The following is a 20396-nucleotide window of genomic DNA, read 5'->3' as shown; positions in this document are numbered from 1 at the left end:
CATTCAATCTTACTTCAAAGTAACGAATAAACGCCGCAACTTTATAATAAAGATAAAAAATACTACATTCGTATTATGAATTTTCTAAGAAAACTACTCTTTCCATTTTCGATTTTGTATGGTTTTGTAACCTCAATTCGTAATTTTTTATACGATAAAGGGGTTTTTAAATCACATTCTTTTGACTTACCCATAATTGCTGTCGGAAATTTGAGTGTAGGCGGAACCGGTAAAACTCCACAGATAGAATATTTAATCCGTTTGCTTTCTGATAAATACAGATTAGCCACATTAAGCCGAGGATATAAGCGAAAATCGGAAGGTTTTGTTTTGGCAGATGAAGGTTCCAATGCTGAAATTTTAGGAGATGAACCGTTTCAGTTTTATCAGAAATTCCCTGAAATTCAGGTGGCTGTGGATGCCAATCGGGTAAATGGAATCAATCAGTTACTTGCTCAAAAAGAAGCTCCAGATTTGATATTGCTGGACGACGCTTTTCAACATCGAAAAGTGAAGGCGGGATTTTATATTATGTTGACTGCCTTTGGTGATTTATACTGTGACGATTTGATATTGCCCGCCGGTAATTTAAGAGAAAGTAGGACAGGGGTAGAAAGGGCGAATGTTGTTGTAGTAACGAAATGTCCTCAAAACTTAACGCAAACGAAGCAAAATGAAATCAGAACCCGATTGAATTTAAGGGAAGATCAGCAATTATTTTTTACCTTTATAGCTTACGATTCCTTTGTTTATTCGGAAGCTACAAAAATTTCAGTTTCAGAAATCGCCGCTGTTGATAAATTACTTTTGGCGGGAATTGCAAAACCGGAAACTTTTTTTGCATATTTGCAGGCTGCGAAAAAATCAACGATGGTTTTTGCTGACCATCATAACTTTACACAGCAGGATTTAGAAACGATTAAAGAAAAAGCAAAAGGAAGCATCATCGTTACAACCGAAAAAGATTTTGTTCGTTTGAGAGGTAAATTGCCTAAAGAACAACTTTTTTACCTTCCGATTAAAAGTGAATTTGTAACCGATGCTGCCAATTTTGATCAAACAATTTTGAATTATGTGGGAGCAAGTACAAGAAACGGTTAATTATATTAAATCGAAAACCAACTTTACGCCAGAGTATGGGGTTATTTTGGGTTCCGGTTTGGGAGGTTTTACAGAAGATATTCAAATAGAGCACACGTTGCCTTATAATGAAATACCAAATTTTCCGGTTTCTACCGTAGAAGGTCATAAAGGTGCTTTGGTTTTTGGAACCATTCAAGGAAAAAAAGTGGTTGCCATGCAAGGGCGTTTTCATTTTTATGAAGGCTACGACATGAAGCAGGTTACTTTTCCGGTACGTGTGATGAAATATTTAGGAGTTGAAAAACTGATTGTTTCTAATGCTTCCGGCGGGGTGAATCACGACTATCGTGTAGGTTCTATTGTCATCATTAAAGACCATATCAACTTCATGCCCGAGCATCCGCTTCGAGGTAAAAGCGATTTGCGTTTTGGACCGCGTTTTGTAAATATGAGTGAGCCTTACAGCCGAAAGATGATTCAAAAGGCAAAAGAACTTGCTTCGGAATTAAACATAGAAGTAAAAGATGGGGTTTACTTAGGTTTGCAAGGACCAACTTTTGAGACCTTGTCGGAATACCGTATGGTTAAGATTTTAGGTGCCGATTGCGTTGGGATGTCTACTGTTCCCGAAGTAATCGTTGCGGCACACATGAATCTGGAAACGTTCGGGATTTCTGTAATTACTGATATGGGAAACGAAGAAAGCATCGATACCATTACCCATGAAGAAGTTCTGGAAGCGGCTAAAGAGGCAGAGCCTAAAGTTCGTAACTTAATCAAAAATCTGATTATGCAATATTAACCTTCTGATTGATGGTGGTTGCAATAATCTCGTAGAATTTCTCCGGATCGAACGGTTTTGTAATCACCTCATTCATTCCAAAGGATAGTAGCATTTCTCTGTTTTCGTCTAGTGAAATAGCGGTCAAAGCTACAATTGGGGTTTCCTGATTGAACTTTCTGATTAGTTCTGTAGCAGTTGTTCCATTGATTCCCGGAAGGTGCACATCCATTAAAATAAGGTCGTAAGTGTTTTCGCGAACGTGTTCCACGGCTTCTTCTCCATTTTCTATAATGTAACAGGACATTTTTTTACGCTCGAGCATTTTTTGCGTAATCATTTGGTTGATTTTGTTGTCTTCAACCAAGAGTATTTTTTTGTTTTCCAGCCAACTGTCTTCGTAAGCCGGACCGGTTTTCTTTTCAATTCTGTTTTTACTTATTTTGAAAGCCAGATCAAAATAAAAACGACAGCCATGATTTACTTCACTTTGTAATTGAATTTTACCGCCAAGAAGATGTACAAGCCTTTTTACAATGGCAAGACCAAGGCCTGTTCCTCCGTAAGTTCGGTTAATTTCTACTGAACCTTGAGTGAAACTGTCAAAAATGGTGTCCTGCTTTTCTTTTGGAATACCAATTCCGGAATCACGAACCTCAAAATAAATACGGACGGAGTTGTTTTTCTCTTTTTTTACAGAAGCTATAATCCAAACGTTTCCTTTCTTGGTAAACTTGATGGCATTATTGATTAGGTTGATGAAAATTTGTGACAATTTGGTTGGGTCGCCAATTAACACAGATGGGATTTTTTCGTCAATCTGTAGATGATATACCGTTTTGTTCTTATTGGCAATTTCTGTAAACGAATTGAGAATGTTCTCGAGCAGTTCTCTTAAATCAAAAGGAATCTTTTCCACTTCCACCACATCTGATTCCACCCGGTTAATTTCAAGTATGTCATTGATGAATGTGAGCAGGTAGTTTCCTGAAAATTTGAGGGAGTTCAGGTAATTCATCTGTTCCGGTTTCGGATTGTCGTCTATAAGTATGTGGGTAATCCCGTTGATGGCATTTAATGGAGTACGCAATTCGTGACTTACTGTAGAAAGGAATTCAGCACGAGCTTTGGAAGCTTTCTCAGCTTTTTCTTTGGCGTTTTCTAATTCAAGATTTTTGTCTCGTAATAACTGATTGGTTTTCGTACGAATGATGTTGTTTTTATAAAGAGAAAGACTCAAAAGTGACAATATGGAGATTAAAGCAATACTCAGAATGCTGATTAGTTTCGAGAATTTTATCGATTTTTCCTGTGCTTTGTTCTCGCGGTTCATTTTATCGATTGCCTTGAGCTGTTCGTTGGCAATGTACTTTTCATATACAGGAGCTCCGGCACTTTTGTTGCGCATATTAAAAATTGAATCCCGAATTTTGACAAATTCTCTCAGGTAGTAATGAGAAAGATTTGTGGATTTGGTTTGGTCGTAGTAATCACTTAAACGACGAATAATTCTTAGACGTAAACTTGTGTTTGAGCTTTCTTTGGAAACCACATAAGCTTTTTCCAGGTTTTTAATGGCTGAATTGATATTGCTTTTTTCTTCGATTCCGGACAATTGAAAATACGCTTCTGCTTTGGCATCAAAAAGGTTTTCCGAACTGTTTTTCTGGATGATTTTTTTGAATTGTTTGACAGCACCACTGATGTCATTTTTGTTTTTCATGATAACGCCTTTTTGTAAATCGATTAAATCGATGGCTTCGGGCATTTTTATGGCTTTGTATTCCGCTTCTGCTTTATTGAAGTAATTCTCAGAAAGACTTAAAGCATTTTTTTCCAGATAACTCAGCCCAAGACTGTAGTAACAAAAAGCACTGTTGGATGAGGGTGGAAAATTATTATAAAGCGAGATGCTGTGGATGTAATTTTCAATTGCTTCGTTATATCGGCTCAGTTGATGGTAAATTTCCCCAATTGTCAAATAACTGTCTGCGAGTTCTTTTTTAAGATCGTTTTTTTGGGAATATCGTTTAGATTTTTGTGCGTACAGTAAGGCTTTGTCAAAGTCGAAATTTCCTTTGTTAAAATCTGAAAGTTCAAGGTAATACGTGACGCTGTCAACCTTAGTGGCAGCTGTTTTCTCTTGCGAAAAGCCGTAAAAAGTAAGAGCAAGAAATAAGAATATTGTATAAAGATATCTCATATTTACGCAAGAAATTCGTATAAATATAAGCAATTATTTCTTAGAAACGAAACTAATCAGGTCAATAATTCGTGAGGAATAGCCAATTTCGTTGTCGTACCAACCAACCACTTTAACCATTTTATCTATAACTGAGGTTAATTGCGCATCAAATAAACACGAATTCGGATTTCCTAAAATATCAACAGAAACAATCGGATCTTCGGTGTAAGCCAAGATGCCTTTTAATTCGTTTTCTGATTTTTGCTTGAAAGCAGCGTTGATTTCCGCAATGGAAACCTCTCTTTTTACATTGAAAGTGATGTCGGTTAATGAACCATCCGGTACCGGTACCCGAATTCCGCAACCGCCCATTTTTCCATTAAGTTCAGGGAAAATTTTAGTGATGGCTTTGGCTGCTCCCGTTGTAGTGGGAACTATGGATTGTGAGGCCGCACGTGCACGACGCAGGTCTTTATGGGGTTGATCGTGAAGGCTTTGATCGGTAGTGTAGGAGTGAACAGTGGTAATATAAGCCTGTTCAATTCCGCACAGTTCCTGAATCACTTTAATCATTGGTGCTGCATTGTTGGTGGTACAGCTTGCGTTGGAAATGATTTTTTCGCTTCCATCAAGAATGTGCTCGTTTACCCCTAAAACAACTGTTTTTATGGAATCGTCTTCCGGGGGAGCAGAAAGAATTACTTTTTTTGCACCCGATTTCAGATGCTGTTCTGCGCTTGAATGCTTTAGGAATTTGCCTGTAGCTTCAATTACAATGTCAATGTTTAAAGTATTCCAGTCAAGATTTGAAATTTCTTTTTCATGGAAAAACGCATAAGAATTTCCATCAACGATAATTGAATTTTCGTCGTGACTAATTTGATTTTGCAAAACGCCGTGAATACTGTCGTATTTCAACAAGTGCGCCATTGTTTTTTTATCGGCTATGTCATTCACAGCGATAACTTCAATAGAAGGATGGTTTAAAAGCAATCGAAACAAATTACGTCCGATACGACCAAAACCATTAATGGCGATGCGCGTTTTGTTATTCATTTAAAAATTTAAAATGATTAAAGAATATGTTTTTGAGCATGGTAAGAAGAACGTACCAAAGCCCCGCTTTCCACATGACGGAAGCCTAGTTCTTTACCAATTGTTTCGTATTTTTCAAATTGTTCAGGCGTGATGAATTCTTTTACCGGTAAATGTTTTTTACTTGGCTGTAAGTATTGTCCGATGGTTACGATGTCTACATTGGCCTCACGTAAATCTTTCATGGTTTGGATTACTTCCTCTTCGGTTTCGCCTAAACCTAACATGATTCCTGATTTGGTTCTGCGGATGCCTTTTTCTTTCAGGTATTTTAGAACAGCTAAGCTTCTGTCGTATTTTGCCTGGATACGTACTTCGCGGGTTAGACGGCGAACGGTTTCCATGTTATGGGAAACTACTTCAGGACTTACTTCAACGATTCGGTCTAAAATACGTTCTACTCCCTGAAAATCTGGTATAAGGGTTTCCAAAGTGGTTTCGGGATTCATTCTTCGGATCGCTTTTACGGTTTCCGCCCAAATAATAGAACCCATGTCTTTTATATCGTCACGGTCTACGCTGGTAATTACCGCATGTTTGATGTTCATAATTTTGATGGAACGTGCAACTTTTTCAGGTTCATCCCAATCCACTGTTTCCGGGCGTCCAGTTTTTACACCGCAGAATCCACACGAGCGGGTACAGATATTCCCTAAAATCATGAATGTAGCTGTTCCTTCTCCCCAGCATTCCCCCATATTGGGGCAACTGCCGGAAGTACAAATCGTATTGAGCTTGTATTTGTCTACCAATCCGCGTAATTCGGTGTATTTTTGACCGGTTGGGAGTTTTACACGAAGCCATTTCGGTTTGGCTTTCGGTAAGATGTTGGAATCTAAAACAGTATCCATAATTCTGAAAATATTGAGCAAAGATACTAATTGTTGTGAACTTGCCACTTGGTTTAACGCATTTTTAATAGCCAAAATCATAAACAAATCATAAGGTGTTTCGTCCTTTTTTTGGTTTGATTTAAAAGTGGTATTTTAGCAAAAATTGATTTTAAAAGCCAAAATAATGCAAGTTACCCGTTTGTTTACCGAATTTTTTGAAAGCGAAAAAGCCTCTGGAATTGTACTGATTTTATGTACAGTGCTTTCGTTGTTGCTTGCAAATTCAATGTTTCAGGAGCAGTATGAACATGTTTGGCATTATCAAATTGGACATCATTCAGTAGAGCATTGGATTAATGATGGATTAATGACAATTTTCTTCCTTTTAATTGGTTTGGAACTGGAAAGGGAAATTTATAAAGGAGAATTGTCCAATGTTAAAAACGCGTTGCTTCCGATTCTTGCTGCAATTGGAGGAATGTTGGTGCCGGCGGGTATTTACCTGATTTTTAATTGGGGCATGCCTACACAAGCCGGAGCGGGAATTCCAATGGCAACCGATATAGCTTTTGCTTTGGGCGTTTTGTCGCTTTTAGGAAATAGGGTTCCGGTGTCACTTAAAGTGTTTTTGACTGCTTTAGCGGTAATTGATGATTTGGGTGCGATTTTGGTAATAGCCATTTTTTACACCGATTCACTTTCACTTTTGAATTTAGGAATTTCTCTGGGAATCATGGGTGTTCTTTTTGTGTTAAACCGAATGAAAGTCAATACATGGATTCCTTACATTATCGGTGGAATAGGAATGTGGTATTTTATGCTGAATTCCGGAATACACGCTACGATTTCCGGAGTTTTGCTGGCATTTGTGATTCCTTTTGGAGACGGGAGCAAGAGAACGATTTCTTATAAAATGCAGCATTTTTTACATAAACCGGTCGCTTTTCTGATTCTTCCGATTTTTGCATTGGCGAATACAGCTGTGGTTTTTGGAACAGATTGGAAAGAGGGAATTACTCATGCAAACAGTATTGGTATTTTTCTAGGCTTGATTTTGGGTAAACCGATTGGTGTTTTTCTTTTTAGTTTTGGTTCGGTTGCTTTGGGGGTATGTAGTCTTCCTAAAGAATTGAAGTGGAAACAGATTTTTTCAGTTGGTTTTTTAGCTGGAATTGGTTTCACTATGTCAATTTTTATTACTTTGCTCGCTTTTAAAGGCAAGGATGAGGTTGTAACAATGTCTAAAATTGCGATTCTTTTTTCATCTCTTATAGCTGGAATTATAGGATACCTGTTTTTGTCATTTACATTGAAAGAAAAGAATTCTGATCTATAAAAAAAAGCTGGAATTTCCAGCTTTTCTATTTAATATTTACAACAATCGGAAGGTTGTAAGCGGTTCGAACCGGTTCTCCGTTTTTGTAACCCGGAGTCCATTTTGTTTTCATGCTGTTTAAAACCCTCAAGGCTTCTTTTCCTAAATTGTGCCCCGGATCGCGGGTTACTTTTATGTTGGAAAGTGTGCCGTCTCTTTCGATAACAAAATAAACCATAACTTTTAAGGTAGCACTTTCTTCTTCCATTTCAGGGGTTTTAAATTTTCGACTTACATCTTTTAAAAATTCTCCAATGCCTCCCGGATAGGTAGGTTGAACTTCAAGACTAATTGGGGTCTCAATTGTAGAACCTGAGTTTCCTCCTCCTGTTGTGTTAGTGTTAGTGGTTACTACGATTGCGTTTCCGGTAGTGTTTGTTCCTTCTTGGTTTTCTCTTCCAATTTGAGCATTTTCAAGTTCCTTGTTTGTAGTTACTTCCTGAACTGCTTCCTCTCTTTTTACAGGTTTCATGGCTGTATGACGAATTACTTTTTCCTCTTTAAGAGGTTTGTTGGTTTCCGGAGCGCGCTCTTCTTTTTTGGGTTCTTCTTTTTTAAAGAGTTTGGTATCCACAAGTACAATATCGCCATCCAGAGGTTTGTTGGTAAGAATTGCTACCTCACTAGGTTTTAGGTAGTTGATGATCATTGGAATTGCCGCAGCAGATGTAAATAAAGCCAATGCAGAAAATAAAGCTCTGATGGTTGTTTTTGGGTTCTCGGTTCTTAATTGATAAGCGCCGTAGGTTTTGTTTCGTCCTTCGAAAACCATGTTTAACCAACCGGTTTCGTAAATGTTGATTTTAGACATAACTAGATAGTTTTAAGGTTAATTAAATAGTCTTTTTTATTTAATAACGAAAACTATGCTAGCATAGTGTGTTAAATGTTAAAATAATTGTAATTTTTTTACAAATTAACATTTAGTGTGATTTTTTGAAATCAATTTATTTTAATTACTGATTATAAATGAGTGGTTTAGTGTTTTTGTTGAATAATTTCCGCTAAAAGTTTTTTAGCACGTAAAAGTTTAATTTTTACATTATTTAAGGGTTCCTGAAGTTCATCCGAAATTTCCTGATAACTCATTTCCTGAAAATAACGCAATTGTATTACTTCTTGGTATGCAGGTTTTAATTCTTTTATGAACAAAAGCAATCGGGCAAGGTTTTGTTCTTTGATAATTTCGTCTTCAACTGTGGGAGTAGTGTCGGCAACATCGTAGGCTTGCTGGTCTTCTTCGTCGGTCATTTCTACAAATAAGGCCGATTTTTTCTTGCGCAACATATCGATGTGTACATTTTTAGCAATGGCAATCAGCCAAGTATTGAACCCAAATTCAGGATTGTAGGTTGCAATTTTATCAAAGGCTTTTGCAAAAGTTTCAATAACGATGTCTTCTGTATCGGTTTCGTTTTCAGTGCGTTTAAGCATAAATCCGTAAACTTCATTCCAGAAAAAGTCCAATAAGAAAGTAAAGGCAACCTGATCACCGGATTTAGCCTTTTCAATGTTTTTTTGTATGATTTCCGAAGTTATTTCCAATGTACCGGTTTTGAAACTAAGTTAGTGAAAAACACATTCAATTGAGTAAAAATCAAGACGATTTCAATGATCGGAAACCAATACATTACATCTTTTTCCTTTAGTTTTCCAGCAGCATAACCAAGGGCTGTCCAGGCAAAAATGTATCGGAATACCACCAATGCGCCAACAATCATCCATTGAAATTGAAATGCTAAAAGAAGTATAGCTAATAAAAGAAAACTTAGCTGTGAAATGTAATATAACCCCAATTGAAATTTATCAAAACCTTTATAAAGTTTTGCCGTAGAAACATGTCTTCTTTTTTGTTTGAACCAAGCTTTCCAGGTTTTCTTTGGTTCTGAAACTGTGAAGCTCTCTGTGGTGTAGCAAGTTGCAGTGTTGCTTCCTTTAGCGGCTTGGTTGATGAATAAATCATCGTCACCCGAACGTACACTCATGTGTTCGATAAACCCGTTTACTTTGAAAAATTCTTCACGTTTGTAGGCTAAATTACGACCTACGCCCATATACGGTTTACCCATTTTTGCCCATGCAAAATATTGAGTAGCAGTAAGCATGGTTTCGAAACGGATGATTTTATTTAGGAATGATCCTTTAATTTTTTCATAAGCACCATACCCTAAAACTATTGTTTTGTGCATGGTAAACTGAGAACTCATGTTAGTAATCCAATCTTTGGAAGTCGGATAACAATCGGCATCGGTAAAAAGTAAATATTCTTTAGAAGCGGCCTTAATTCCTAGTGTTAAAGCAAATTTTTTGTTGCCCCAAAATGCTTCGTTATTCTGAACTTTTACCAGTTTAACGTTGGAATACTGTTTTTCAAATGCTTCAAACAATTCAAGAGTTTCATCGCTGGAAGCATCATCAATTAAAACGATTTCAAAATCCGGATAATTTTGTTCAGCTAAGAGCGGAATGAATTTGGTAACATTTTCGGCTTCGTTTTTAGCACATACAATTACGGAAATCGGTATGCGTTTCGGAGTAATCTGTTGTTTTTGAGCAAAGGCAAATTTTCCAAAAACAACCAGGTAATAAAACAGTTGAATGGCGATGATTCCGATAAAAATGTAAAGTAAAATTGAAAGCATATGCAATCCCGGATAGTGTTAAATTTCAGGGCAAATTTAGTGAAAAGAGTTCACTTAAATAAAATTGGCCCGCTTAGTTTTTAACAATTACTGTGGATTAGTCGCGTTGTTTTTTCATTGCCTGAGCAATGCTGTGTGCGTTGGGGTCGTTCTTTTTTTCTAATTCCGAAATGATGGCGATGTGGTTTTTATCGTCTCTGTTTTGGGAAAGCTTGCTTACAGCCTGAATTTCGGTAATTTCAATTTCAAAAGCGGTAATTCCTTTAATTTGGTTCATGGTTTCCGATGAAAGTCTTTCAATTCTAACCGGATTTTTGGAAGCGGATTCGTGTTTATCAACCAGTTTTTTCATGGCAAAAAGCAATTCGTCTCCATCAATAATCCTAACTTTTCCATAGACATGAACAGCAATATAATTCCAGGTCGGAACATTTTCGTGGTCGTACCAAGAGGAAGAGATGTAGGAGTGAGGTCCGTTAAAAATTGCCAAAACCTCGTTGTTGTCCTCAAAACTGTTTCCCTGCGGATTTTCTTTGGAAATATGCCCGAACAAAACTTCCTTTCCCTGAAGATTCGTTTCCAGTTCTAACGGAATATGCGTTCCCCAAAGCTTTCCTTGCGTTTGATTCACCAAAATTCCAAAGCTGTTGTTTTTGATAAAGCTTTTGATTTCTTCAGCGTTTTCGTTTTTGTAAAGTTCTGGGATGTACATCGAGTTATGAATTATAAGTTATGAGTTTTGACTGAAAACTAAATAATATTCACTTCCGCCTCAATTGTAATGCCAAATTTCTCCAAAACGGTTTTCTGAATGTCTTTCGAAACATTCAAAATCTCCTGTCCGGTTGCATTTCCGTAGTTTACTAAAACCAAAGCCTGAAGTGTGTGTACGCCTGCATCGCCAAAGCGTTTTCCTTTAAAACCGGCCTGTTCAATCAGCCAGCCCGCCGGAACTTTTACTTGGTTCGCGCCAACATTATAATGCGGCATTTCCGGGTATTGAGCGTGCGCTTTTTCATAAACTTCTCTGGCAACTATTGGATTTTTGAAAAAACTTCCGCTGTTGCCTAATTCTTTCGGATCCGGTAATTTGCTCTGACGGATAGCGATCACGGCATTGCTCACTTCTTTAATCGTTGGATTGGTGATACCGTGTTTAGCCAATTCGCCGTCGATTGCTCCGTAAGAGGTGTTGATTTTGTGGTTTGTCTTCGTCAGTTTATATGTTACCGAAGTAATCACGTATTGGTTTTTTGCTTCGTTTTTGAAAATGCTCTCACGATACCCAAATTTGCATTCTTCGTTGGTAAAAGTGAAAATTTCCTGAGAGTCGATTTTCATCGCTTCGCATGAAACAAACGTATCTTTGATTTCCGCTCCATAAGCGCCAATGTTTTGAATTGGAGTAGTTCCCACATTTCCGGGAATTAGCGACATGTTTTCAATGCCTCCGAAATCCTTATCAATGTTCCATAAAACAAATTCATGCCAATTTTCTCCTGCATTTCCCTGAACCCAAACATAATCATCATCTTCTTTTAGAATCTTTTTTCCTTTCAGATTTACATGGATTACCAGCGCATCAATGTCCTGTGTTAAAAGCATGTTGCTTCCGCCGCCTAAAATGAACAGTTTTTCGTTCTGGTGTTCTTTCAGGATTTGTGCCAGTTCCTCAGTATTGGAAACTTCCACAAAAGCTTTTGCTTTGGCTTCAATACCGAAAGTGTTGTAGTTTTTTAAAGAGAAATTATGTTGAATCTGCATGTTTTGGTTTGTTAGTTGAGTTGCGCTTTCAGTTCTGCTTCGGAAACAAATCCGTTTTTCTTCCAAACTTCTTTACCGTTTTTGAATACGATAACCACCGGAAGTTCCTGATAACCCAATCCGTTGAACAAGGTTTTGTTTTTATCGGCATCCACACGAACAATTTTTGCTTTTCCGTTGTATTCTTTGGTCATTTTGCTGATGTAAGGTCCCATTTTTTTGCAAGGGCCGCACCATTCTGCAAAGAAATTGATAACTACAACTTTATCGGAAGCAATTAATTTCTCATAATCGGATTTGCTCATTCCCTTGTCTTCAGTTTTTGTTCCCGAGGGATGAGCAGCGCTCCATTTCATGTAACCGCCATCCATCTCGTAAATGGTTTTAAAGCCCATTTCGGATAATTTTGCAGCGGCTTTTTTACTTCGTCCACCGGCTAAACAGTAAACAAAAATAGGTTTGGATTTGTCCAGTTTGCTTACTTCTGTTTCAAAATTACCGCCGTTCCAATCAATGTTCTTGGAATTTGTCAGCGCTCCAGAAGCGTATTCTTCCGAAGTTCGTACGTCTACCAATTGTGCCGTGGCAGTTGTTTTTAAGATGTTTTCAAAATCAGCAACAGGAAGGCTTTTAAAAGATTGGCTTTTGCTGCAATTGCTGAAGAGAATCGTTAACGATACTAATGCGATGATTTTTAATGACTTCATTTTAGGATGATTTGGTCGGTAAAATTACAAATTAAATAGTTTGTACGACTGGTGGGTCGATTTTACAATGTTTTCGGTACGTTCGGGATGCGTGTCGGAAATGAATAACTGCCCAAAGGTTTCGTCGTTAACCATTTCTACTATTTTGCTTACGCGGGTTTCGTCTAATTTGTCGAAAATATCATCGAATAATAAGATGGGTAAAACGCCGCTTTGTTTTTTGATGAATTCGAATTGTGCCAGTTTTAAAGCAATTAAAAACGATTTTTGCTGACCTTGCGAACCGAATTTTTTTATTGGAAATGCGTCAATTTCAAAAGAAAGATCGTCTTTATGGATTCCTACACTTGTGTATTGCAAGGCTCGGTCTTTGCTGAGAAATTCATCAAATAATTCCAATAGCGGTTTTTCAAAAAGCTGACTTTCATATACAATCTGAACGGTCTCTGCAGAATTGGTTATCGCCTGATGGTGTTTGTTAAAAATCGGAATAAAATCGTCTAAAAACTGTTTGCGCTTTTCAAAAATGGTCGTTCCTAATTCGTGTAACTGTTCGTTATATATGGAAAGCGTATCGTTGTCAAAAGTGTAGTTCACGGCAAAATACTTTAACAAGGCATTGCGCTGTGCTACAATTTTTTGATATTGAATCAATTGCTGGAGATACGATCCATCCAATTGCGAAATTACACTGTCGATGAATTTTCTGCGGGTTTCACTGCCTTCGATAATCAAATCCTGATCGGAAGGGGAAATAATCACAAGCGGAATAAAACCGATGTGATCGGAAAAACGCTCGTAAGGTTTGTTGTTGCGTTTAAGGATTTTTTTTTGTCCTTTTTTCAGGCTACAAACAATTTGCTCGTCGCGCTGTTCTTTTTCGAAAACCCCGTCAATTACGAAAAATTCTTCTCCATGACGAATATTTTGAACTGCCAGCGGATTGAAATAGCTTTTTCCGTACGATAAGTGGTAAATTGCGTCAAGAATGTTGGTTTTTCCGATTCCGTTTTTCCCTACAAAGCAATTTATTTTCGCATCAAAATCGAAAGAAGCTTCGGTTATGTTCTTATAATTGAAAAGGGAAAGTTTCTTGAGATGCACGTGAAATTCGGAATTATAGCGGTGATTTTAAATCGATTTTCAAAAGTGGGTGCAAATTATTGAAAAATATCGACAAAAAGGATTTTCATATATGAATAAAAATTTTATTTTTGCCGTTCATTAAATTAAAAATAGATGGCAACATATAACAAAAGAGGTTATAAGCAACCAAAACCAAAAGACGAAGCAGTTGAAAATCAAGTTGAAGTTGATGAGTTAGACAACATTCAGGAGGAAGACAGTGCAACGGCTGGAGTATTCAATACATTAGATGAAAATGCTAATAAGCTTGAAGACTGGGTTGCTAAAAATCAGAAATACATTTTTGGTGTAGTAGGAGTAATTGCAGTTGCTGCAGTGAGCTACCTTTTATACAATAAATTTGTTGTTGAGCCTAAAGAAGACCAAGCGGCTAACGAAATGTTCCAGGCGCAGCAATTTTTCCAACAGGCTGTTGATGCACAAACGGCAAACGATTCTTTATACAATTTGGCACTTAAAGGTGGTGAAGGTAAATTAGGATTTGTGGGTATTGCAGAACAGTTCTCAGGAACTAAAGCGGCGAATTTAGCACATTACTATGCGGGTATGTCTTATCTTAATACCGGTAAATTTAAAGAAGCAGTTCAGCAGTTGGAGCAATTCAGTTCTGACGATATGTTCTTAAAAGCGATTTCTACCGGAGCAATCGGAGATGCTTTTGCTGAATTAGGACAAAAAGAAGACGCTTTAAGCTACTACCAAAAAGCTGCAGAAGTAAACGCAAACGATTTTACAACGCCAAGATATTTAAACAAAGCTGGTCAATTGGCTTTGGAAATGGGAAAAAAAGCAGAAGCTTTAAAATTCTTTACTGAAATTAAAGAGAAATACGAAACTTCTCAAGAAGCTCAGAATATTGATGCAATGATTGCAATGGTAGAATAACATGGCAACAGAAAATAAAAATTTATCCAATTACGATAAAAACACAATCCCAAACGCGAGAGACTTTCGGTTTGGGATTGTTGTTTCAGAATGGAACGATAAAATTACTGAGGGATTATATTCGGGAGCTGAAGCAGCTTTATTAGACTGCGGCGCTTTGCCTGAGAACATTATCCGTTGGAATGTACCGGGAAGTTTTGAACTGGTTTATGGGGCACAGCGAATGATTGTAACCCAAGAAGTGGATTGCGTGATTACCATTGGGTGTGTGATCAAAGGGGAAACCATGCATTTCGAATTCGTTTGTGAAGGAGTAACCCAAGGGATTAAAGATTTGAACGTTCAAACCGATGTTCCTGTAATTTTCTGTTTGTTAACGGATAACAACGAACAGCAATCCATCGATCGAAGCGGAGGAAAGCACGGTAACAAAGGTACCGAAGCTGCCATCGCTGCAATAAAAATGGCCGATTTAAGAAGAACTACTGCGCAATAAAAAGCGCATCAATAGTTATTATAAAGCCTATTCGAAAGAATAGGTTTTTTTATTTTTTTATGATTTCTTAAACGATAAAACCCGAGAGATTTTCGTTAAATTTGTGAGCTAGGGTTTTTTCCCAAAATCAAAATTCGAAACCAAAATAGATTAATGTCCAGTATCATTCAATTACTTCCAGATCATGTTGCTAACCAGATTGCTGCCGGAGAGGTTGTTCAGCGACCTTCTTCTGTAGTTAAGGAGTTGGTAGAGAATGCAGTAGATGCAGGAGCAACAGAAATCAAGCTCATCGTTAAAGATGCTGGAAAAACACTTATTCAGGTAATTGATAATGGTAAAGGAATGTCGGTTACCGATGCAAAGCTTTGTTTTGAGCGTCATGCAACTTCCAAAATCCGTCATGCGGAAGATTTATTTTCCTTACATACCAAAGGATTTCGGGGCGAGGCGTTGGCTTCGATTGCTGCAATTGCCCATGTGGAATTAAAAACTAAGCAGGATCAGCAAGAATTAGGTACTCATCTTATCATAGAAGGGGGGAAATTTGTTTCTCAGGAAGAAGCGGTTTTGCCTAAAGGAACTTCGTTTTCGGTTAAAAACCTGTTTTTTAATATTCCGGCGCGCCGTAATTTCTTAAAGTCAGATACGGTAGAATTTCGCCATATAGTTGATGATTTCGAACGTGTCGCTTTAGCGCATCCCAACATTCATTTTGTATTGATGCACAATGGTAGTGAGATGTTCAACCTTCCAATTTCCAATATGCGTCAGCGCATTGTTAATGTATTTGGTGGAAAAACGAATGAGAAATTGGTACCCGTAAATGAAAGTACTGAAATTCTTGGGATTCAAGGATTTGTTGGGAAGCCAGAATTCGCTAAAAAAAATCGCGGGGAGCAGTTTTTCTTTGTAAACGATCGATTTATCAAAAGCCCGTATTTGCACCATGCAATAATGGCGGCTTATGAAGGATTACTCAAAGATGCAAGTCAGCCAAGTTATTTCCTTTATCTTGATGTGCCTCCTCATACTATAGATATCAACATTCATCCAACCAAAACCGAAATCAAGTTTGACGACGATCAGGCTTTGTATGCGATTTTGCGTTCATCGGTTAAACATAGTTTAGGGCAGTTTAATGTGGCTCCAATCTTAGATTTTGAACGTGATGCTTCCCTAGATATTCCGTACGATTATAAAGATAAAGAAAGCGAAACACCTTTAATTCAGGTAGATTCGAATTTCAATCCGTTTGCAGATGAGAAACCATCTAAGGCATTTTCTTCTTCTTCAGGAGGTTCTCATTCTTTTGGTTCAGGTTTTAAAAAACAGGAAAGTCAGGCAAGTTGGGAAAGTCTTTATGTCGGCTTAACACAAGCTGCAGATGAAATTGATGTAAAGGAAATACAATTTGAGAGTGAAGAAGTGACCGGTTCCCTTTTTGAAGAAACGGAAGTGGAAACCAGTACTAATAAAACCTATCAGCTTCAGAAAAAATATATTGTTAGCCCAATAAAATCCGGAATGTTGATTATCAACCAGAAACGTGCGCACCAACGCGTGTTGTATGAGCAGTTTTTGACTAATATAACAGTACATCAGGCAGCAAGCCAACAGTTGTTGTTTCCTTTGGAATTGCATTTTTCTCAGTCGGAGATGGCCATGTTAAAGGAATTAAGACCATCGTTGGAACATACAGGATTTGTGTTTAGTGCCATGACTTCAGAAATTACTATGATTTCCGGATTGCCAACCAATGTAACCGAGAGTGAAGTACGACCGCTTTTCGAAGTATTAATTAATGATTTACAAGGCGATTTGCCCGAAAGTAGTTTTAGTCAGAGTGACCGAATTGCTAAATCGATGGCTAAAAGCCTATCCATTAAAACTGGGGCTTATTTAACTGAAAAAGAGCAGGAAAATATTGTGAATTCTTTGTTTGCCTGTAAAGAGCCAAATATTTCGCCATTTAATAAACCAACTTTCATCACCTTAGGAGTGGAAGATTTAGACAAACGTTTTGCTTTATGATGAACATGACTGAAACTGTTAAGCAGTTGATTATAATTAACGTGATTTTTTTTGTAGGTTCTATGTTTGTGCCTACTGCTTACGATTACCTTTCTTTGTTTTATTTTGAAAGCCAAAATTTCAAGGTTTGGCAGCCTTTGACCAGTATGTTTATGCATGCCCCAATGCCTAATTTCATGCATATCTTCTTTAATATGTTTGCTTTGTTCTCTTTTGGAAGTGCATTGGAACATTTTTGGGGTGGAAAAAAATTCTTGTTTTTTTATATTTCCTGCGGATTGGGTGCTGCGTTGTTGCATACGGCGGTAAATTATTTTGAAATACAGGCTCTCTTAGAAAAAGTTTCTGCACTAAATCTGAATAAAGATCAAATTCGTGTCATACTGGATATGGATTACAAAGCTTTGTTTGATGCTAATGGAAAAATGTTGCCGGGCCAGATTCGAACAATATTAGAAAATGCACATTGTACTCAAGAGCAGTTTAATGTTTTAACCGAAGCGGCACAAGTTTATCAATCCACAGCAGTTGGAGCTTCTGGAGCCATTTATGGTCTTTTGGTGGCTTTTGCGTTTATGTTTCCAAACGCCGGCTTGGCCTTAATTTTTTTACCGATTCCTGTTAAGGCCAAGTATTTTGTTCCTGCAATTTTATGTTTGGACTTGTTTTTAGGGCTTTCCGGGAAATCAATTTTTGGAACTTCTACAGGGATTGCCCATTTTGCACATTTAGGCGGAGCTATTGTCGGTTTTGTCATGATGTGGTATTGGAAAAGAAATCAATTTAACAATAACCGTTGGGATCAATAAATAAAGAGGATATTTGAATAATTCGTATGAATATTTTAGACGATTTTAAAGTACAATATCGAACAGGTGGTATCACCCAGCAACTCATTTTTTGGAATGTAGGTATTGCAATTCCATTTTTGTTGCTGCAGGCTTTCGCCCCTGCTGTTTTTCAGAATTTACTGGACTGGCTCAGTCTTTCCTCAGTTTGGATTGATGCGGTTAAAAAACCATGGACTTTCATAACCTATGCCTTCTTGCATGCAGGCTTTTGGCATTTGTTGTTTAATATGATCGTGCTTAATTTTTCAAGCCGCTTGTTTTTAACCTATTTTACTCAAAAGCAATTCTTTGGATTGTACATTTTGGGAGGAATTTTTGCAGGAATCCTTTTTGTAGTAACCGATTTATTTCTTCAGAATAATAGTGTGCTTGTGGGCGCATCCGGGGCTATTATGGCGGTTTTGATTGCTGCAGTAACCTATTCGCCAATGTCGGAAATTCGCTTGCTTTTAATTGGAAATGTGAAGCTTTGGCACTTAGGTTTGGGATTATTTGTCTTGGATTTGATACAGATTCCAATGAATAATACGGGAGGGCATATTGCACACCTTGGCGGGGCTTTTTTCGGATTTTTGTATATTAAATCGTTGCAAAGCGGCACAGATTTGAGTAAAATAGTATCGAGCGTTATCGATTATTTTGTTATCTTGTTCAGCCCAAGAAAATCTACCCCTTTTAAAAAGGTGCACAAAAATACCAGCAGACAAACCATCACAAGTCAGCCGAAACCGCAAAAGGATTTTACACAACAACAAATAGACGATATTCTGGATAAAATCAGTAAATCGGGTTACGAGAGTTTAACCAAAGAAGAAAAAGAATTTTTGTTTAAAGTAGGAAAGGAGTAAGTTCCGGTAGAGGCAAATGAAAAAATTATCGTGGCTTAATAAATTAGCATTTTTCTTTAATATCGTATTGGCGGTACTCACTTTTGTTGCTTATTTGCTTCCTTTTTTGGCTCCGAAGATGTTCCCGTTTCTTTCGGTTTTAACCTTGGTTTTGCCTTTGATGCTTATTTTGAACATCCTGTTTTTATGTTTTTGGCTGATTCAGTTAAAACGTCAGGCTTTTTTATCGGCAGTGGTTTTTTTAATCGGAATTACTTTTTTCAATAAGTTCTATAAATTTTCAGGAAAAGATTTAATCAAAGAGGATAACGATTTTACGGTAATGAGTTATAATGTGCGTCTTTTTAATGTTTTTGAATGGATGAGCAAACAGAACATTCCCGAAGACATTATTGATTTTGTGGGTTCTCAGGATCCTGATATTCTTTGTATTCAGGAATACTCAAGTTCGGCTAATATAAAGCTGGAAGCCTACAAATACAAATACATTCTAATTCAAGGTGATAATATACGTACTGGGCAAGCCATCTTTTCAAAATTTCCAATTGTAAACAGAGGCGAGATAGAGTTTCCAAATTCGGATAACAATGTGATTTTTGCAGATATTAAGAAGAAGCGCGACACCATTCGTGTATACAGTATTCATCTTCAATCTACCAAAATTAGCCCGGATATTCATGAGGATATCGATGAGGCGAAGTCCAAGAAAATCTTCCGACGTATGAGTGAAGCTTTTGCCGAACAGCAAATACAGTCAGAACTTATCAAAGAACACAAAACGGAATGTAATTATCCAAAAATTATTTGCGGGGATATGAACAACAGTGCGTTTTCCTATGTTTACCGTAACATTAAGGGTAATATGAAAGATGCTTTTGAAGAAGCGGGAGAAGGCTTTGGAAAAACATACGACTACGAGTTCTATCCGGCACGAATTGATTACATTTTACTGGACAAACAGTTTGATGTTAAGAGTTTTAAAACCTTTGATAAATTTGTAAATTCCGACCATTTTCCAATCGTTACCCGTATCAGTTTAAAAGATGAGTAATCTTGCTTATAAGGACTGATTTTTTAAATAATCTACAGCATAACGTCCTTCGTTAAATAATAAATCTAAAATGCTCAAATTGTTTAGGTATCCGTGTTTCTCTTCGAAAACTTGAGTGTAGGGTTCAAAAAGGGATGGGTCTTTTTTGCCGTTTGTTAAAGTTCGGTAATCGATTTTATTGGTAACATCGTGAAAATACTCAAGAGTTTTTTCGTATTCAAATTCCATTCCTAAACATTCAGTAACGATTTCCATAGTCTGAAAATTCAAATCCATCATAAATTCGTGTTTTTTCTCGAAAATTGGTCGGATATCATCCTCAAAATATTCGAAGAAAGGCGAAGTTCGGTAAGCAGCTTCCAAGGATTTAAAATGGTTTTTCTGCCAGTTAAAATCGTTTTCGATGCGTACATCTTTAAACTTTTGATGGGTTTCCTTACTGTGTTTTAGCGGAATGTTCAACATTTGGATCCCATTGGGCGAATAAATATACATCCGGTTGCGATTGGTTTGTTTCTGGAAATTGTCTTCCATTTCAAAAGTGATCGAATCGGCCTTCGCCATTGCCACAAAATGACTGATGGAAGGGAAATAAGTTGGATGTAATAAGATGTTCATTC

General features: G+C 37.3%; 20 protein-coding genes. 9 read left to right on the top strand and 11 right to left on the bottom strand.

Features of this window, described 5'->3' with window-relative positions; translation table 11 throughout:
• The first annotated feature begins 75 nt into the window (after positions 1-75).
• Both lpxK and LZZ90_RS06670 read left to right on the top strand, forming a co-directional pair.
• Positions 76-1101: a tetraacyldisaccharide 4'-kinase gene (gene lpxK / locus LZZ90_RS06675; protein ID WP_237789913.1), complete on the top strand. Its 1026-nt coding sequence runs from the start codon at positions 76-78 to the stop codon at positions 1099-1101.
• Positions 1073-1885, top strand: coding sequence for a purine-nucleoside phosphorylase (locus LZZ90_RS06670; RefSeq protein ID WP_237789912.1), 813 nt, complete (start codon positions 1073-1075; stop codon positions 1883-1885). Before lpxK ends, LZZ90_RS06670 begins: the two co-directional genes overlap by 29 nt.
• On the opposite strand, the gene LZZ90_RS06665 is transcribed toward LZZ90_RS06670, so the two are convergent.
• The 3 genes from LZZ90_RS06665 to lipA are packed head-to-tail and all read right to left on the bottom strand — an operon-like array spanning position 1872 to position 5995.
• Positions 1872-4067: an ATP-binding protein gene (locus tag LZZ90_RS06665; protein WP_237789911.1), complete on the bottom strand. Its 2196-nt coding sequence runs from the start codon at positions 4065-4067 to the stop codon at positions 1872-1874. The genes LZZ90_RS06670 and LZZ90_RS06665 overlap by 14 nt on opposite strands.
• A gap of 33 nt (positions 4068-4100) precedes the next feature.
• On the bottom strand, positions 4101-5105 hold the full coding sequence (gap, locus tag LZZ90_RS06660; RefSeq protein WP_237789910.1) for a type I glyceraldehyde-3-phosphate dehydrogenase: 1005 nt from the start codon (positions 5103-5105) through the stop codon (positions 4101-4103).
• 17 nt (positions 5106-5122) lie between these two features.
• Positions 5123-5995: a lipoyl synthase gene (gene lipA / locus LZZ90_RS06655; RefSeq protein ID WP_237790125.1), complete on the bottom strand. Its 873-nt coding sequence runs from the start codon at positions 5993-5995 to the stop codon at positions 5123-5125.
• A gap of 166 nt (positions 5996-6161) precedes the next feature.
• Here lipA and nhaA point away from each other — a divergent pair, with 166 nt between their 5' ends.
• A complete protein-coding gene (nhaA, locus tag LZZ90_RS06650) occupies positions 6162-7313 on the top strand; it encodes a Na+/H+ antiporter NhaA (protein WP_237789909.1) in 1152 nt (383 codons plus the stop codon).
• Positions 7314-7338: 25 nt separating this feature from the next.
• On the opposite strand, the gene LZZ90_RS06645 is transcribed toward nhaA, so the two are convergent.
• The 7 genes from LZZ90_RS06645 to LZZ90_RS06615 form a co-directional block, all read right to left on the bottom strand.
• Positions 7339-8163 (bottom strand): energy transducer TonB, encoded by an 825-nt coding sequence (locus tag LZZ90_RS06645; protein WP_237789908.1) that lies wholly within the window; start codon positions 8161-8163, stop codon positions 7339-7341.
• Between the two features lie 167 nt (positions 8164-8330).
• On the bottom strand, positions 8331-8897 hold the full coding sequence (locus tag LZZ90_RS06640; RefSeq protein WP_237789907.1) for an RNA polymerase sigma factor: 567 nt from the start codon (positions 8895-8897) through the stop codon (positions 8331-8333).
• Positions 8888-9994 carry a glycosyltransferase gene (locus LZZ90_RS06635; RefSeq protein ID WP_237789906.1) on the bottom strand — a complete coding sequence of 369 codons (1107 nt, stop codon included), beginning with the start codon at positions 9992-9994 and terminating at the stop codon, positions 8888-8890. The genes LZZ90_RS06640 and LZZ90_RS06635 overlap by 10 nt, the downstream gene beginning before the upstream one ends.
• A 97-nt stretch (positions 9995-10091) precedes the next feature.
• Complete coding sequence (locus LZZ90_RS06630) at positions 10092-10706, bottom strand: FMN-binding negative transcriptional regulator (RefSeq protein WP_237789905.1); 615 nt, start codon at positions 10704-10706, stop codon at positions 10092-10094.
• A gap of 38 nt (positions 10707-10744) precedes the next feature.
• Positions 10745-11758, bottom strand: coding sequence for a UDP-N-acetylmuramate dehydrogenase (gene murB / locus LZZ90_RS06625; RefSeq protein WP_237789904.1), 1014 nt, complete (start codon positions 11756-11758; stop codon positions 10745-10747).
• A gap of 11 nt (positions 11759-11769) precedes the next feature.
• The gene (locus LZZ90_RS06620; protein ID WP_237789903.1) at positions 11770-12465 is read right to left on the bottom strand and encodes a thioredoxin domain-containing protein; all 696 of its coding nucleotides are present in this window, start codon (positions 12463-12465) and stop codon (positions 11770-11772) included.
• 24 nt (positions 12466-12489) lie between these two features.
• Positions 12490-13569: a DNA replication/repair protein RecF gene (locus LZZ90_RS06615; protein WP_237789902.1), complete on the bottom strand. Its 1080-nt coding sequence runs from the start codon at positions 13567-13569 to the stop codon at positions 12490-12492.
• Positions 13570-13704: 135 nt separating this feature from the next.
• Here LZZ90_RS06615 and LZZ90_RS06610 point away from each other — a divergent pair, with 135 nt between their 5' ends.
• The 6 genes from LZZ90_RS06610 (at position 13705) to LZZ90_RS06585 (ending at position 19776) form a co-directional block, all read left to right on the top strand.
• Positions 13705-14496: a tol-pal system YbgF family protein gene (locus LZZ90_RS06610; protein ID WP_237789901.1), complete on the top strand. Its 792-nt coding sequence runs from the start codon at positions 13705-13707 to the stop codon at positions 14494-14496.
• Between the two features lies 1 nt (position 14497).
• A complete protein-coding gene (gene ribH / locus LZZ90_RS06605; protein ID WP_237789900.1) occupies positions 14498-14992 on the top strand; it encodes a 6,7-dimethyl-8-ribityllumazine synthase in 495 nt (164 codons plus the stop codon).
• Positions 14993-15145: 153 nt separating this feature from the next.
• Positions 15146-17026, top strand: a complete 1881-nt coding sequence (gene mutL / locus LZZ90_RS06600; protein WP_237789899.1) for a DNA mismatch repair endonuclease MutL — start codon at positions 15146-15148, stop codon at positions 17024-17026.
• Positions 17023-17835 (top strand): rhomboid family intramembrane serine protease, encoded by an 813-nt coding sequence (locus LZZ90_RS06595; RefSeq protein ID WP_237789898.1) that lies wholly within the window; start codon positions 17023-17025, stop codon positions 17833-17835. The genes mutL and LZZ90_RS06595 overlap by 4 nt, the downstream gene beginning before the upstream one ends.
• A 26-nt stretch (positions 17836-17861) precedes the next feature.
• Positions 17862-18725 (top strand): rhomboid family intramembrane serine protease, encoded by an 864-nt coding sequence (locus LZZ90_RS06590; protein ID WP_237789897.1) that lies wholly within the window; start codon positions 17862-17864, stop codon positions 18723-18725.
• Positions 18726-18741: 16 nt separating this feature from the next.
• Positions 18742-19776 carry an endonuclease/exonuclease/phosphatase family protein gene (locus LZZ90_RS06585; protein ID WP_237789896.1) on the top strand — a complete coding sequence of 345 codons (1035 nt, stop codon included), beginning with the start codon at positions 18742-18744 and terminating at the stop codon, positions 19774-19776.
• Positions 19777-19782: 6 nt separating this feature from the next.
• Here LZZ90_RS06585 and LZZ90_RS06580 read toward each other — a convergent pair whose 3' ends face one another.
• Entirely contained in the window at positions 19783-20394 is a 612-nt protein-coding gene (locus LZZ90_RS06580) for a WbqC family protein (RefSeq protein WP_237789895.1), read from the bottom strand.
• Positions 20395-20396 lie beyond the last annotated feature (2 nt).

Origin of the sequence: Flavobacterium sp. SM15 (assembly GCF_022012335.1) — a bacterium.
Taxonomy (GTDB): domain Bacteria; phylum Bacteroidota; class Bacteroidia; order Flavobacteriales; family Flavobacteriaceae; genus Flavobacterium.
The sequence above is the reverse complement of the archived record's forward strand: the minus strand, read 5'-3'. Positions and strand labels throughout refer to the sequence as shown.